This is a genomic window from Bradyrhizobium sp. SBR1B (assembly GCF_014198205.1).
GTDB lineage: Bacteria > Pseudomonadota > Alphaproteobacteria > Rhizobiales > Xanthobacteraceae > Bradyrhizobium.
In genome coordinates, this window is record NZ_JACIHC010000015.1 from 51579 (window position 1) to 66206 (window position 14628).

The window sequence follows — 14628 nt, forward strand, 5'->3', positions numbered from 1 at the left end:
GTAGCAGAAGCAACAATGAGCCCGTCATCCCTAAGGTGCGCAGCAGGCGATGCGACAGCATCGCATGCGGAGCCTCGAAGGACGAACGGCCACGCTGCCAGCCGGGCCGTCGCCCTTCGAGGCGCGTTGAAGAACCGGCCACCTCAGGGTGACGGTGATAGGGCAAGGCTCGCTGCACCGATCTCGTCTGCCCGCCAACACCTCACCGCGTGTCCATCGGCTCGCGTCTCCAGCAGCGGCCCCGGCTCGTGCCGGCACACCGCCTCCGCATAACGGCATCTTGGGCTGAAGGCGCAGCCGTTTGGGGGATTGAGCGGGTTGGGCAGGTCGCCGCCTGTAGTGGCCAGCGGGGCATGGTGTAGCGGATCAGGAATCGCGGCGATCAGGGCCTGCGTATAGGGATGCGCGGGGCGCTCGAAGATCTCGCGCCATTGGCCGTTCTCGACGATGCGGCCGAGATACATCACCGCGACGCGGTCGCTCATGTGCTCGACGACGCCGAGATCGTGGCTGATCATGATGTAGGACAGGCCGAGCGTGTCCTTCAATTCAAGCAGCAGATTGATGATCTGGGCGCGGATCGAGACGTCGAGCGCCGACACCGGCTCGTCGCAGATGACGATTTTGGGGTTGAGGATCAGCGCGCGGGCAATGCCGATGCGCTGGCGCTGACCGCCGGAGAATTCATGCGGGTAGCGGCCCGACTGTTCAGGCCGCAGGCCGACATGCCGCAGCATGGTCGCGACGCGGTCCTCGATCTCGCTTTTCGCGGTGACGCCGTGCACACGCAGCGGATCCTCTAACGTGCGGCGAACGGTCTGGCGCGGATTGAGCGAGGCGTAAGGGTCCTGAAACACCATCTGCACGGTGCGCGCCAACGCCTTATCGCCGGATTGCCTGCTCCTCACGACCTGCCCCTCCAGCATGATGCGGCCGCGCGTCGGCGTCAGCAGGCCCAGGATCGACAATGCGACCGTCGACTTGCCGGAGCCCGACTCGCCGACGAGGCCGAGGCATTCCCCGCGCTTCAGCTTGAGATCGACGCCATCGACGGCCCGGAGCATCCGCTTGCCGCGGCCCAGCAGGCCGCCGCCGAGCGGAAAGTGAACCGCAAGATCCTCGACGCTGAGGATGAGGTCATCGTCCGGCCTTCGGTCACCCAGCATGTTTTGCGGCTCATGCATGGTGATGACACCTGACCAGACCGCCCGCCGCCAGCAGATCGGTCTCCGGCGCGACTCTTCGGCAAATATCGGTCGCCTGCGCGCAGCGCGGATTGAATCGGCAGCCCTCAGGGAAATTCGTGATCGCCGGGACGACGCCCGCGATCTCCTTGAGCCTAGTGCGGCCGAGTGCAGCGCGGCTGCCGAGCCGCGGCAGCGAGGCGACCAGGCCTTGCGTATAGGGGTGCGAGGGCGAGCGAAAGATATCGGCTGAGCCGCGCTCCTCGACGATGCGGCCGGCATACATCACGGCGACGCGGCGGCAGACGTTCGCGACCAGGCCGAGATCATGGCTGATCATCAGGATCGCCGTTCCCCGCTCGGCGCACAAATTCCGCATCAGCTCGATGATCTCGGCCTGCACGGTCACGTCGAGCGCCGTGGTCGGCTCGTCGGCGATCAGGAGATCCGGACCGCAGGCGAGCGCAATCGCGATCATCACGCGCTGGCGCATGCCGCCGGAGAGCTGGTGCGGGTAATCGTTGACGCGGCGCTCAGGCGCGGGAACGCGGACGCTCGCCAGCGCCTCGACCGCCAGCCGGCTCGCTTCCCGCCAGCTCTTGCCCTTGTGCAGCACGAACATCTCGGCGATCTGCCGGCCCACGGGCGAGACCGGGTTCAGCGCCGTCATCGGCTCCTGGAAGATCATGGCAATGCGGTTGCCGCGCAGCTCCCGCTGCCTGGCGGCGGAGAGGTGCTGGATCTCCTGCCCCTCGAACCGGATGACGCCGCCGCCGATCGAGAGCGGCGGCCGCAACAGCCCGATCAACGCGAGCGCCGTGATGCTCTTGCCGCAGCCGGATTCACCGACGAGGCCGAACGTCTCGCCGCGCGAGATGCGGAACGAAACGCCCTCGGCCGCCGCGACGCGCCTCGATCCGTCGTCGAGATCGATGCGCAGGTCCTCGACTTCGATCAGCGGTGCGCCGGTCATGTCCGCCGGCTCCGCGATTGGGGATCGAGAATGTCGCGCAGGCCATCGCCGAGCAGGTTGAGGCCAAGCACCGTCAGGAAGATGGCGAGGCCTGGAAATACCGAGAGCCACGGCGCCGTCGTGATCTGCTCGCGGGCCTCCGACAGCATGCTGCCCCAGCTTGGAAACGGCGGGCGGACGCCGAGGCCGAGGAACGACAATGCGGCTTCGGACAACACCGCGCTACCCATGCCCAGCGTGCCGATGACGATGATGGGGCCCAGCATGTTCGGCAGCAGCTGCGTGATCATGATGCGCAAATCGCCGTAGCCGAGCACGGTCGCAGCCTGCACGTAACCCTGGCTCCTCAGCGACAGCGCCGAGGCCCGCGCAATCCGGCACGTAAAGGACCAGTTGGTCAGCCCGAGTGCGATCAGCAGGCTGGTCAGGCCAGGTCCGAGCACCGCCATGATCGCCAGCGCGAAGATCAGCGAGGGGATCGCGAGCATGAGATTGGTCAGGGCGTTGACGACATCGTCCCACCAGCCGCCAAAATAGCCGGCGCTCAGCCCCAAGGCCACGCCAATGACGCTGTTGATGAGCTGAGAGATGATACCGACCGTCAGCGAGACCCGCGCGCCATACACGACGCGGGAATAGATGTCGCGGCCCTGGTCGTCGGTCCCGAACCACCAGGTCCAGCTCGGGGGCTCCTCCGCATTCATCAAATTGGCGTCCATCACGGGATCGGTGTGCGCCAGCCAGGGTGCGAGCAGGCCGACCAGGATCGCCAGCGCGAACAACACCCCACCGATGACGAGATTGGCGCGGAGCTTCATTGCAAGCGCTCCACCGCGAAAAGGATAATCGTGTGTGGCTTTAGCGAGAACTCGCCGCGGGCGCGTTTGGCCTCTCCCGCTTGCGGGGGAGGCCGACGCGCTCGGAGAGCGCGGCGGGTGGGGGCTCTCGCCACACAGGGAACCCCGATGCGGAGACCCCCCCACCCCAACCCTCCCCCGCAGGCGGGAGAGGCGGCGCAGCACCCGTGACGCCACACCGCGCGCCTCGTATGCGATTGCCTTCCCGTCCAAGCGTGATGGAGCCCGCCCGCGCTCATGCGTATCTGATCCTGGGATCGATCACGCCGTAGAGTACGTCGATCAGCAGATTGATCGCGAGAAAGGCCAGCACGACGACGAGAATGGAGCCCTGGACCGCCGGAATGTCGCGCTGCAAGACACTGTCGACCAGCAATGAGCCGATCCCCGGCCACGAGAACAGTTTCTCGACCACGACCGCCTGCCCCATCAGGCCACCGAATTGCAAGCCGACGGTGGTGAGAATGATGACGAGCGCGTTGCGCATCACATGCCACTTCACCACCCGCGTCTCGCTCATGCCCTTGGATCGCGCGGTGCGGACGAAATCGGCGGTCATGATCTCGAGGACCGCGGCGCGCGTCGTCCGGGCAAACAGCGCCATCGGCGAGACGCCGAGCGTCACCGCCGGCAGGAGCAGATATTTCAGTCCGCCATCGCCGTAGCCGAAACTCGGCAGCCAGCCGAGCTTCAACGCGAACAGATACATCAGAACCAGTCCGAGCCAGAATTTGGCGATGGAAAGGCCCGATACCGCGACGACCATGGCAAGCGTATCGACGATTCCGCCCGGTCGCAGTGCTGCGATGAAGCCAAGCGGCGCGCCGATCACGACGGAAAACGCCATGGCCGCGAAGATCAGTTGCAGCGTCGGCCATGCCCGCTTGGCGATCATGGTCGTGACAGGCTCGCGGGTCCGGAACGAGGTGCCGAAATCACCGGTCGCGAGCTTGGCAATGTATGCGCCAAAACGCACGTAAACGGGATCGTCGAGGCCGAGCTGCTTCTTCATGCGCAGCTCGACCTGCGGATCGCTGTCGTCGCTCATGGAGGAGACGATGCTGCCGGGAACCACGCTGAACAGCACGAAGACCAGCAGCACGACGGCAAGCACGGTCGGAATGGTCTGCAGCAGGCGACGGAACAGGAAGGAGAGCATCGGCACTTTTCCTCTCTCCCTCCATCGTCTGTGGCGACGGAGGGAGCGCGAGAGCGCATGTCACTTCGCGGGCGAGGTCTCGTCGACCCAGAGGTCTTCGACGTTCTGATGGGTCAGCTCCGTCGCGTTGAGCTGAATCCCCTTGAGCCACGGCTGCACCGCCATGACCGCCTTGTTGTAGTTGAAGAACCAGACCGGTGCCTCCTCATAGAGCAGCGCATTGGCCTTTTGCAGCAGTTGGGCGCGCTTTGCCGGGTCGTCGGCCTGCCCGGCCTCGTCGACGATCTTGTCGAAATCGGCGTTCTTGAAGAGCATGTAGTTGCAGGCTGGCTGCGGAGTCGACGAGTGGAAGCACTTGAGGGCCGCCTGCGGATCCGGGCCGCTCGCCTGGGAATAGATGAAGGCCTGGTAGTCGCCGGTGCGAACCACCTCCGCCAGCACCGCGGTCTCGACCTGCTTGACCTTCGCCTTGATGCCGACCTTGTCCAGCATCGGAATCACGGCCGAGACGATCGGCAAGCCCCAGCTCTCGTTCTGGCTGGTGGTCCATTCGAACTCGAAGCCGTTGGGATAGCCGGCCTCGTTAAGCAACTGCTTGGCCTTGGCGGGATCGTAAGCGTACGGCTTCATCGCCTTGTCGTAGGCGGGCGAGGTCAGCGGCAGCCAGCTGGTGGCGCGATAGGCCTTGCCCTTGACCAGCTTGTTGATGATCAGGTCGGTATCGATCGCGTAGTTGATCGCCTGTCTCACGCGCTTGTCGGCGAACGGCTTGAATGATGGATTCATGCCCATGTAGCGCGTGAAGACCTCGGCGACCTCGACGATGGTGCCCTTGAGATTGGCGTCGGACTGGTAGGCCACATATTGCGCGGGTCCGAGCACCGAGGTGTCGACCTCCTTGTTGCGGAAGGCGACATCGCGCGCCGCGGCCTCGCCCATGATCGACACGACGATCTTGTCGGCGTAGGGCTTGCCGGGCTTGTAGAACCGGTCCCACCGCTCCAGGACAATGCGCGATCCCGGTACGTGCTCGACGAATTTGAAGGGCCCGAGACCGATCGGCTTCTGGATAAAACTCTCCTTGGCACCCTCGTCGGCGGGATAGATCGAGGTCAGCGCGGTGAAGAAGTAGAAGCCGGGATCGACCTTCTCGGTCAGCTTCATCTCGACGGTGAAATCGTCGATCTTCTTCAGCCCGGAGATCTCCTTGGCCTGGCCCTTCTCGACCGCGGCCGCACCCTCGATCACGCGGACAAACCGCGCGCCGGGATAGGCCTTGGTGCCGTCCATGATGCGGGTGTAGGACCAGATGATATCGTCGGCCGTCATCTTGCGACCATTGTGGAAATAGGCGTCATCGCGGAGCTTGAAGGTGTGAACGAGTCCGCCGCCCGAGACCACATCCTCCTTGGCAAGCTCCAGGACCGGCTTTCCTTCCGCGGAATTCCAGATGTACAGCGAGCGGTGCAGCGCCTTGGCGTAGATCTCGTCCTGGGCGCGCTGCGTAGTGTGAATGTCGAGGCTGGTGAAACTCGAGCCATAGGGCGCCGTCATGCGGATGGTTCCGCCCTTGCGCGGCGTCTGGGCCTCCGCAGATCCGGCGAGCGCCAGTCCCAAGCCCGCGACGATCGCCATCATCCTGAACATCATGTGTGTCCCCACCAGCGCAGGTATTCCGATCAGGGATTTGATCATTCGTAGCCCGTCGAATGCAAGCTTCGTTTTTGATGGAGACCAATGTCAGTTCCGGACGGCGGCCGTTCGGCGATGCCTTCGGGGCCGGTTGCATCCGCCCGGCGATGCAAGCCCTCGATTGACGCGGTGCGTCATCGAGCAACGGGAATAGTGAACATTTCTCGCGATCGGCGCGACCAAACTCAGGACCGTTATCTGAGCCCCAGGGATCGCGGAAAACAAGGATCGCGGAAACAATGAATCGCCTAGGTATCCTGCTCGCCGGCAGTCTGGTCGCCGCGACAGCGGCGATGGCGATCCCCGTCACGCCGGACCCTGCCCGCGACGGCCCGACGAAAAACATTCAAATCAATTGGTCCCACACCAAGCGGTCAAACGGGTTTGTCGACGATACATGGTGGGCACTCAGGGGCCGTTGCGCCCCGGACTATCTTGGCGAGCGCCTGCTCTGCGACACTGTCGGGCTTCTGACACAAGCCACGAGCCGGACATTCGAGACCAAGATGTCCGACGACATGGGCCTGCCGCTGGTCGACCGTTGGACCCTGATGACCGCGAAGAATTCGCCTTTCATGAGGTCGGCTCACGTCGAGACGCCGCTCGGTCTCGAGGCCGTGCTCGGCTTCTATCGCGCTGCACTCGAAAAGCGCGGCTGGACCGAGAACGACGGTGCCGTCGTCGCGCCCGACAGGGCCGTCGTCGTCTTCACGACGTCGGACGGGCCGGCGCTGCTCCGGCTCGTCCGTCAAGACAACACAACGATCGCCGACCTTGCGCTGCGCAAGCCGTTGGCCGCCACGGCCAAAATCCGGCCGGCGCCGGGACTAGCGAGGTTGTTGCTCGGCAACAAGACGGATGAAGCGGCCGACATCACCGTCAATGAGCGAACCATCAGACTGGCGGCTCACGCCGGGGAAGAACTGATCGATTTTGACGCCGCTGCGGATGAGTTGCCTGATAGCCAGAAAATTGATCTGCCGCCGGGCCAGTACAAGGTCACCCTGAAGCTCAAGGGCAGCGCGGCCCAGACGCGTGAGTTCGAGGTCGCGGTCAACGAGACCTGGGGTCTGCTGGTCGGCCCCGAAGGCGCGCCGCTGCCGATGCGAATGTATTGAGCGCGCGCTGGCGTGTTGGACCGTCATCCTGAGGTGCGAAGCATGCGATGCGAACGCAGCGCGTGCTGAGCCTCGAAGGATGAACGGCCGCGATGCAGCCGGGCTGTCGCCCTTCGAGGCCTTCGCTACGCTCCGGCACCTCAGGGTGACGATGAAACGTTGGCGCCTGTTGCACCGCTTTGTCATTGCGAGCGCGGAGGCGCGCTCCTCGCCATGAACTCTCTCAACCCGATAGCTCCGACATCCAGTCCCGCAGTTTTCGCGCAGCACCCGTAACGTCGGCGATCGTCCGAAACGTCCCTGTCTCCACCATCATCGCCCGTGCGAGCCGCACCGCGCGGGCTTCGCTGACGGCGCGCTTTTTCGGATCCTCGATCAACTCGAAATCGATGTTGTGGGCGAGGCCGAAGATGCGGCGGATGATCTTTGCGGCCGCGAAGCCGACGCTGTCGGCGAACAGGCGTTGCATGTAGACCTGCCGCTCGGCCTCCAGGCGCGCAGCGCCCTGCGCGCCGGCAAAGAGTGAGACCGGATAGGCATCGCCAGTGCCATTCGCTCGCCAGAGGTCGAGGAATTTGCCGGCGAACTCGTTCCAGACCTGTTCGATCGTCTCCAGCACCCAGGCCTCGAACGCGGCCCGCTCGCCCGGTGCGCGCTCGTGCCCGGCGGAGGCAAAATAGGCCATCACAAGGTTGGCCAGCACGGCGCCGACGTCGAACCCCATCGGGCCATAGAATGCGAATTCCGGATCGATCACCCGCGTCTGGTTGTTCGTCACCATGATCGAGCCGGTGTGGAGGTCGCCGTGGAGCAGCGCCTCGGGGCTTGCCATGAACTTCAGCTTCAGCCGGGAGATCGCGACATGCAGCTCCATGTCATCGCGCAGGCTTGCAGCGAGCGCATCGAGATACGGCGCAGTCCAGCGGTTTTGCTCGGCGATGCGGTAGGGATCGGTGAAGATCAGATCCTCGGTGATCTTGCAGAGCGCATGATTGCCGGCGAAGGCCGCAATGCCCTCCTTCTTCTCGGCCGCGGACAGCGCGAGGTCGGAGGTGAAGAACAGCGTTCGCGCCATGAAGGTGGTGATGTCACCGACGAAGCCCGGATAATGCGTTCCCGCAACCAGCCCCTTGCGCATGATGATGTGAGGCTCGAGCAGCTCCATCACCGTCAGCGCCAGGGCCTCGTTGTGATGCAGCAAAGCCGGCACGAGGCCGGGCGCGAGCTCGGCCTGCCGGGACAGAGCCAGATATTCGTAATGGGCCCGCGACAGCGGCAGCGGCCAGCTTTCGCCGACGAGGCGGACATAAGGCAGCGCCTGCTTGACGGCGACGCCGCCGCGCCCGCCCTTCATGATGAAGACGAGATTGAGATTGCCGTCACCGACCTCGGTGATCTCCCATGAGGCCGGCTCGCCGCCGAGGAGTGCGGCGATATCGGGAAGGCCTGCGAGATAATCCCGCAGCGCCGCTTCATGCAGAATTCGATAGTCCCCCGCCCGGTCCCCGGTCATGACGATCCCACCCCATGCTTGGCATGGCCTGGTCGTTACTCCCGCTTCTGGCAAGCTTGGGCGATCCCGGCCATTCTTTTGGTCGGATCGTAATCGCAATCAAAGCGGTCCGCCACCCGTGTATCGCCGGCGCACCCCGGGACCAGTTGCACCGAAAGTTCTTCGTGTCGGACGACCAAGCCGGGGGTCGCGAGCCCACCATTTGCCGATTTTTGGAACACAAGCGGGCTGAGGCAGTTTTGCATGTCTGAGATTTTGAAGGAGTTAGCGATGAGCCGCGGAATGCCCTCCATGACTGCCCTTCTGGCGATGCTGGCCATGGCCGGCTATCAGAACCGCGACAAGTTGGCAGAGCTGCTGAAAGGTGCGACCGGCGGCTCATCCGCGGGCGGTCAGCAGCCGCCTGGGGGAGTGCTTGGTAATCTCGGCGGCATGCTCGGCGCAGGCGGGATCGGGGGCTTGCTCAACGGCGGCATTGGCGAGCTCCTGGAGCGGTTCAACCAGAACGGCCAGGGCGAGGTCGCCGATTCATGGGTGAAGCCCGGACCCAACAAGGAGATCTCGTCGCCTGAGCTGAGGAATGCGATCGGCTCCGACGTTCTGGAGAAGCTCGAACAGCAGACGGGGCTCTCGCAAGACGAGATTCTCACAAGGCTATCGCGGGAATTGCCCTCGGCGGTCGACAAGTACACGCCGGACGGACGTCTGCCTGAGGCATAGCTGTTACCGCTTAATCTGGAAGAGGTGTGGAAATGGGTATTCTCTGGACAATCATCATCGGCTTCGTCGCCGGCGTGATCGCCAAGTTCATCATGCCTGGCGACAACGAGCCGTCCGGCTTCATCCTGACGACCATCTTGGGGATCGTCGGCGCCTTCGTTGCGACTTACCTCGGGCAGGCGCTCGGATGGTATCGTGCCGAAGAAGGTGCCGGACTGATCGGTGCGGTCGTCGGCGCGATCATCGTGCTGTTCGTCTACGGGCTCTTCGCCGGCCGACAACGCCGAGCGATCTAGCCCGCCTGCGTGAGCGGCTGATCGGGCGTGCGCGAACTCGCGCCGCATCGAGCAGGCGGCGGCGCGCTCATGCCTGCCAGCGAAGGATCGTTACTCCCGCTCCAGGAAGCTCGACCCGATCTCGGCCTTTCTTTTGATCGGATCGTAATCGCAATAGACGCTGTCCGCCACCAGCGTGTAGCTGGCGCTGACCGTGTATTTGTCGAGCTTGGCCGAGTTCAAGCCGATCACCGAGGTGCTCTTGCCTCCGTTCCATTTGAACGGCGTCGAGCTTTTGGCCTGCTCGCAGGCCATCACCGCCTCGTTGAAGACATAGCCCTCGACGAACGCCTTCAGGGTGCGCACCTGCGCGGCCATCCGCCATTCGAAATAGCCGATGGCACCGATGCCGGCGACGATCAGCACCAGAAGTGCAATGACGATCCTCTGAAAAGTCATTCGGTCCCCCAAACAATGTCGTCAGCAAAAACGTCTAGCAAGAACGTCTAGAAAGGCATTCCCATCAATTTCGACAGGCGCTCGATCGAGAGATAGCCGGCGTGATAGGCGACCATGCCGAGGCCGTAGATGATCGCCGAGATGATGGTGGTCCAGATCAGCTTGCGGCCCATCCGCGTCAGGATCGGCGCACCAGGGTCGGTGCCGGGCGCACCGACGCCATCCTCGTGCTGGCTGCGTACGCCGAACGGCAGCGTCAGGAACAGCGCGACCCACCAGATGACGAAGTAGATTGCGATCGCGGTTGAGATCTGGATGGCCATGGTTCGGCCTTATGCCTGCTCGATCTCGACCAGCGCGCCGGAAAAATCCTTCGGGTGCAGGAACAGCACCGGCTTGCCATGGGCGCCGATCTTCGGCACGCCGTCGCCGAGCACCCGCGCGCCCTCCTTCACCAGCGTATCGCGCGAGGCGATGATGTCGACGACCTCGTAGCAGACATGGTGGATGCCGCCGTCGGGGTTACGCTCGACGAATTTTGCGATCGGCGAGGCCTCGCCGAGCGGTTCGATGAATTCGATCTTGGTGTTGGGCAGCGTCGCGAACACGGTGATGACGCCGTGCTCGGGCAGCGGCACGGCTTCCGAGATCTGAGCGCCGAACGCGGCGCCATAGATCCTGGCGGCCTTGACGGCGTCCTTGGTCGCGATCGCGACATGGTTGAGCCGGCCCAGCATGTGTCTTCTCCCCTTACACTGTCAGTACGTGTACCAGACAGGGGGGCTTTTTGCCCCAATGTTCGTTGATCACGGCCCGGACAGCACGTCGCACCGACTCGCCCAATGCGTCGGGGTCGCGGCGGCGCGCCTTCGGCAGGCCCTCGATGGTGGAGACCACGGCATCGAAGACGAGGTCGTCGAAGGGCTCGCCTGCCCTGTTCTTCTCGGGGATGCCGACCAGATCGACCTCGGGATCGTCGGCCAGCTCGCCCTGCTCGGTCATGGCAATGGCGACGAAAGCACAGCCGGAAAACGCCATGCGCCGCCGCTCGACCACGGCGCGGGACTTGGAGTCCTCGAGGATCGTGCCGTCCTTGTAGAGGCGGCCGGAAGGCACTTCGCCAATGATGCCGGGATCGCCCGGGCCGAGCTTGATCAGGTCGCCGTTGCGGACCACCAGCACGCGCGGCACGCCGGCGGCGCGCGCGAGCTTGGCGTGCTCGTTCAGGTGCAGCGCCTCGCCGTGGACGGGGATCAGGAGCTGCGGCTTTACCCAGCCAATCATGTCGCGCAATTCGTCGCGGCGGGGATGGCCGGAGACGTGGACCAGATGGTCGCGGTCGGTGATGATCTCGACGCCCTGCAGCACGAGGTTGTTGATGATCGAGCCGACGGCCTTCTCGTTGCCCGGGATTGTCCGCGAGGAAAAGATGACGCTGTCGCCGCGGTTGAGCGTGATCTCGGGATGGTCGTCATTAGCGATGCGCGCCAGCGCCGCGCGCGGCTCGCCCTGGCTGCCGGTGCACAGCGCCAGCACCTTGTCCTGCGGCAGATGGCCGTAAACCTCGGGCGAGCGGAAATTCTGCACGCCATCGAGATAGCCGCATTCGCGCGCGACCTGCACCACGCGCTCCATGGCGCGACCAACCACGACGACCTCGCGGTCGGCGGCCCTGGCAGCAGCAGCGACGGCCTTGATGCGCGCGACGTTGGAGGCGAAGGTCGTGACCGCAACGCGGCCCTTGGCTGATTTTACCAGGTCGATGATGGTGCGGGCGACCTCGGCTTCCGAGGGTGAACGGCCGTCGCGCACTGCGTTGGTGGAATCGCCGATGAGGGCGAGCACGCCCTCCTCACCGAGCTCGCGCAGCCGCTTCTCGTCGGTGGGCGCGCCAAGCGTCGGGGTGGGGTCGATCTTCCAGTCGCCGGTGTGCAGCACCGTGCCGGCTTCGGTGTGGATCGCCAGCGCATGCGCCTCCGGAATCGAATGCGCGACGGGAATGAACTCGACGTTGAACGGGCCGACGTCGACGCGGCCGCCGGACGGCACAACCGTCACCGGAATCTTCGGCGCGTTGCGCTCGGCGGCACATTTGGCCTCGAACAGCGCAGCACTGAACTGCGTCGCATAGATCGGGCATTTCAGCTTCGGCCAGAGATCGATGATGGCGCCGAAATGGTCCTCATGGGCGTGGGTCAGCACCAGGCCCATCAAGTTCTTGCGCTCCTTCTCCAGGAAGCTGATGTCGGGCATGATCAGGTCGATGCCCGGCAGATGCTCTTCGTCTCCGAAGGAGACGCCGAGATCGACCGCCATCCAGGCGCGCTGCTGGCGGTTGCCGAGGCCGTAGATCGACAGGTTCATGCCGATCTCGCCGACACCGCCGAGCGGCGCAAACACCAGTTCGTCGGGCTTGGCCATCACGCAGCTCCCACGGAGGCGGCCGAGCCGAAGAACACCTCACCCGCGGCGACCGGTACCCGGCGGCCCTCCGCGGTGCGGACGATCAGGCAGCCGGTGTCGTCGATGGTGTCAAAAATGCCTTCCAGCGTCATCGTCCCCGTGTGGATTGCGACCCGCTCGCCGAGGCCGGCGGCGCGCTCCAGCCACAGCTTGCGGATCTCGGCAAAGCCGCTTCCATTGTCCCAGATGCCGCGGAACTCGACCCAGGCGTCGGATAGTGCCGAGAACAGCTCCTCGGCACTGATCTGCACCCCGAGCGCCGCCAACGACACCGCGGGCGTCGGCACGCCCTCGGGCGCTGCAACGACATTGGTGCCGATGCCGACGACGACGGCAAGGCGGTCGCCGATGGCTTCGGCTTCGAGGCCGATGCCGACGAGCTTCTTGCCCCCGGCCAAGACGTCGTTCGGCCATTTCAGGGCGTAGCGCGGACGATCAGGGCCGAGGCGGATTGCGGCCTCGAGGCTGACCTTCTCCAGCGCGGCCTCCTCGGCTAGCCCGGCGGCAAAGCCGAGGGTGGCGGCGACGGCCGGCGCGACGTCCATGACTTCGAGGATGCTGGCGGCGAGGTTGCCGCGCGGCGCGATCCAGGCGCGTTGACGGCGGCCGCGGCCGGCGGTCTGCTCTGACGTGACGAACCACATCGGGCCGAGCTCTCCGGCCCTCGCACGTTCGATCGCCTCGGTATTGGTCGAGCCGGTCCGCTCGAACGCCGCGAGCCTGTAGCCCGCGGACGATGCGCGAGGACCGAGCGCGAAATTCATCCTAGAACAGCGACTTTGCCGCGGCGGAGGCGACGCTCACCACGGGACCTGCGAACAGCGCGAACAGGATGTTGAACAGGCCGAAAACCGCCAGCACCGTCTTCACCTCGACGCGCACCGGATCGACCTGGCCGGCCGGCTCGTCGAAATACATCGTCTTGACAATCGCGAGGTAGTAGTAGGCGCCGACCACGCTGGTCAGCACGCCGACGACGGCGAGCGTGAACAGGTTCGCCTTGATGGCGGCGACGAAGACGTACCATTTGGCGAAGAAGCCGGCGAGCGGCGGAATGCCCGCCAGCGAGAACAGCAGCATCGCGAACATGAAGGCGAGCAGCGGATTGGTGCGCGACAGGCCGGCGAAATCGCTGATCTGCTCGACCGCCTGGCCGTTGCGGCGCATTGCGAGGATGATCGAGAACGAGCCCAGCGTCATCGCGACATAGATCACGATGTACATCAGGACGCCCTGCGCGCCCTCGACGGTGCCGGAGGCAAGGCCGACCAGCGCGAAGCCCATGTGGCCGATCGAGGAATAGGCCATCAGGCGCTTGATGTTGCTCTGGCCGATCGCGGCGAAGGAGCCGAGCGCCATCGAGGCGATCGCCACGAACACCAGGATCTGCTGCCACTGCGAGACGATGCCCGGGAAAGCGGTGAGCGTGACGCGGGTGAACACGGCGAGCGCAGCGACCTTGGGCGCCGATGCGAAGAAGGCGGTGACCGGGGTCGGCGCGCCCTCGTACACGTCAGGCGTCCACATGTGGAACGGCACGGCCGAAACCTTGAAGCAGAGGCCGACGAGCAGGAAGACCAGACCGAAGACGAGGCCAACATTCGAGATCGTCGCGGCCGCCGCGATGCCGGTGAAGCTGACCGTGCCGGTGAAGCCGTAGATCAGCGAGGCGCCGTACAGCAGCATGCCCGAGGACAGTGCGCCGAGCACGAAATACTTCAGGCCGGCTTCGGTCGACTTGGCGTTGTCGCGGTTCGAGGCCGCGACGACATAGAGCGCCAGCGACATCAGTTCGAGGCCGAGATAGAGCGAGATCAGGTCGCCGGCCGAGATCAGCACCATCATGCCGAGCGTCGAGAGCAGCACCAGGATGGCGTATTCGAAGATCCGGCGCGAGGGGTCGGACAGGAATTCGGTCGACAGCACCAGCGTCACCGCCGAGCCGATCAGGGCCAGGATCTTCATGAAGCGGGCGAAGTCGTCGACGATGAAGCTGCCGCCGAAGGTCACCTGCTTGCCCGCGGGCAGCATGTATTCGAGCACGCCGACCACGACCAGGAGCACGACCGCCAGCGAGGTGACGGCACCGGTCGTCCCCTGCCCGCGATAGGCGCCCAGCATCAGCAGAGCCATGGCGCCGACCGCGAGCACGATCTCGGGCAGCACCGGCGCCAGTTGATAACCTGCAGTCTCAAAGCTCATGGCGATATCCTGA

16 protein-coding genes are annotated in these 14628 nt (G+C 64.7%); 3 read left to right on the forward strand and 13 right to left on the reverse strand.

The features are described 5' to 3' along the window. Window positions 1-143 precede the first annotated feature (143 nt). The 5 genes from GGD61_RS29465 to GGD61_RS29485 all read right to left on the reverse strand — a co-directional run bounded on the left by GGD61_RS29465 (window position 144) and on the right by GGD61_RS29485 (window position 5823). Window positions 144-1184, reverse strand: coding sequence for an ABC transporter ATP-binding protein (locus tag GGD61_RS29465; protein WP_183231708.1), 1041 nt, complete (start codon window positions 1182-1184; stop codon window positions 144-146). Next, window positions 1177-2157, reverse strand: coding sequence for an ABC transporter ATP-binding protein (locus GGD61_RS29470; RefSeq protein WP_183231709.1), 981 nt, complete (start codon window positions 2155-2157; stop codon window positions 1177-1179). The genes GGD61_RS29465 and GGD61_RS29470 overlap by 8 nt, the downstream gene beginning before the upstream one ends. Continuing rightward, window positions 2154-2975, reverse strand: a complete 822-nt coding sequence (locus GGD61_RS29475; protein WP_018320167.1) for an ABC transporter permease — start codon at window positions 2973-2975, stop codon at window positions 2154-2156. The genes GGD61_RS29470 and GGD61_RS29475 overlap by 4 nt, the downstream gene beginning before the upstream one ends. 274 nt (window positions 2976-3249) lie before the next feature. Beyond that, window positions 3250-4173, reverse strand: coding sequence for an ABC transporter permease (locus GGD61_RS29480; RefSeq protein ID WP_183231736.1), 924 nt, complete (start codon window positions 4171-4173; stop codon window positions 3250-3252). Window positions 4174-4233: 60 nt separating this feature from the next. Beyond that, the gene (locus GGD61_RS29485) at window positions 4234-5823 is read right to left on the reverse strand and encodes an ABC transporter substrate-binding protein (RefSeq protein ID WP_179738782.1); all 1590 of its coding nucleotides are present in this window, start codon (window positions 5821-5823) and stop codon (window positions 4234-4236) included. 281 nt (window positions 5824-6104) lie between these two features. Between GGD61_RS29485 and GGD61_RS29490 the strand changes: the two genes are divergently transcribed. Beyond that, on the forward strand, window positions 6105-6983 hold the full coding sequence (locus GGD61_RS29490; protein WP_183231710.1) for a hypothetical protein: 879 nt from the start codon (window positions 6105-6107) through the stop codon (window positions 6981-6983). A 223-nt stretch (window positions 6984-7206) separates the two neighbouring features. On the opposite strand, the gene mtnK is transcribed toward GGD61_RS29490, so the two are convergent. After that, on the reverse strand, window positions 7207-8496 hold the full coding sequence (mtnK, locus tag GGD61_RS29495) for an S-methyl-5-thioribose kinase (protein WP_183231711.1): 1290 nt from the start codon (window positions 8494-8496) through the stop codon (window positions 7207-7209). Window positions 8497-8531: 35 nt separating this feature from the next. Next, window positions 8532-8789 carry a hypothetical protein gene (locus tag GGD61_RS29500; protein WP_183231739.1) on the reverse strand — a complete coding sequence of 86 codons (258 nt, stop codon included), beginning with the start codon at window positions 8787-8789 and terminating at the stop codon, window positions 8532-8534. Between GGD61_RS29500 and GGD61_RS29505 the strand changes: the two genes are divergently transcribed. Continuing rightward, window positions 8767-9216: a YidB family protein gene (locus GGD61_RS29505; protein ID WP_018320159.1), complete on the forward strand. Its 450-nt coding sequence runs from the start codon at window positions 8767-8769 to the stop codon at window positions 9214-9216. The genes GGD61_RS29500 and GGD61_RS29505 overlap by 23 nt on opposite strands. A 32-nt stretch (window positions 9217-9248) precedes the next feature. After that, entirely contained in the window at window positions 9249-9512 is a 264-nt protein-coding gene (locus GGD61_RS29510) for a GlsB/YeaQ/YmgE family stress response membrane protein (RefSeq protein ID WP_183231712.1), read from the forward strand. 90 nt (window positions 9513-9602) lie between these two features. Here the strand turns inward: GGD61_RS29510 and GGD61_RS29515 are convergent, their stop codons facing one another. Genes GGD61_RS29515 through nuoN form a run of 6 tightly spaced genes read right to left on the reverse strand, consistent with a single transcriptional unit; the run spans window position 9603 to window position 14615 of the window. Beyond that, the gene (locus GGD61_RS29515) at window positions 9603-9950 is read right to left on the reverse strand and encodes a hypothetical protein (RefSeq protein WP_028141470.1); all 348 of its coding nucleotides are present in this window, start codon (window positions 9948-9950) and stop codon (window positions 9603-9605) included. Window positions 9951-9997: 47 nt separating this feature from the next. Further along, window positions 9998-10273 carry a DUF1467 family protein gene (locus GGD61_RS29520; RefSeq protein ID WP_018320157.1) on the reverse strand — a complete coding sequence of 92 codons (276 nt, stop codon included), beginning with the start codon at window positions 10271-10273 and terminating at the stop codon, window positions 9998-10000. Between the two features lie 9 nt (window positions 10274-10282). Further along, a complete protein-coding gene (mce, locus tag GGD61_RS29525; RefSeq protein WP_018320156.1) occupies window positions 10283-10687 on the reverse strand; it encodes a methylmalonyl-CoA epimerase in 405 nt (134 codons plus the stop codon). A gap of 13 nt (window positions 10688-10700) precedes the next feature. Beyond that, window positions 10701-12371: a ribonuclease J gene (locus tag GGD61_RS29530; RefSeq protein ID WP_018320155.1), complete on the reverse strand. Its 1671-nt coding sequence runs from the start codon at window positions 12369-12371 to the stop codon at window positions 10701-10703. Next, window positions 12371-13177: a biotin--[acetyl-CoA-carboxylase] ligase gene (locus GGD61_RS29535; RefSeq protein ID WP_092257301.1), complete on the reverse strand. Its 807-nt coding sequence runs from the start codon at window positions 13175-13177 to the stop codon at window positions 12371-12373. The genes GGD61_RS29530 and GGD61_RS29535 overlap by 1 nt, the downstream gene beginning before the upstream one ends. Window position 13178: 1 nt before the next feature. Continuing rightward, window positions 13179-14615, reverse strand: a complete 1437-nt coding sequence (nuoN, locus tag GGD61_RS29540; RefSeq protein ID WP_092257304.1) for an NADH-quinone oxidoreductase subunit NuoN — start codon at window positions 14613-14615, stop codon at window positions 13179-13181. Between the last annotated feature and the right edge of the window lie 13 nt (window positions 14616-14628).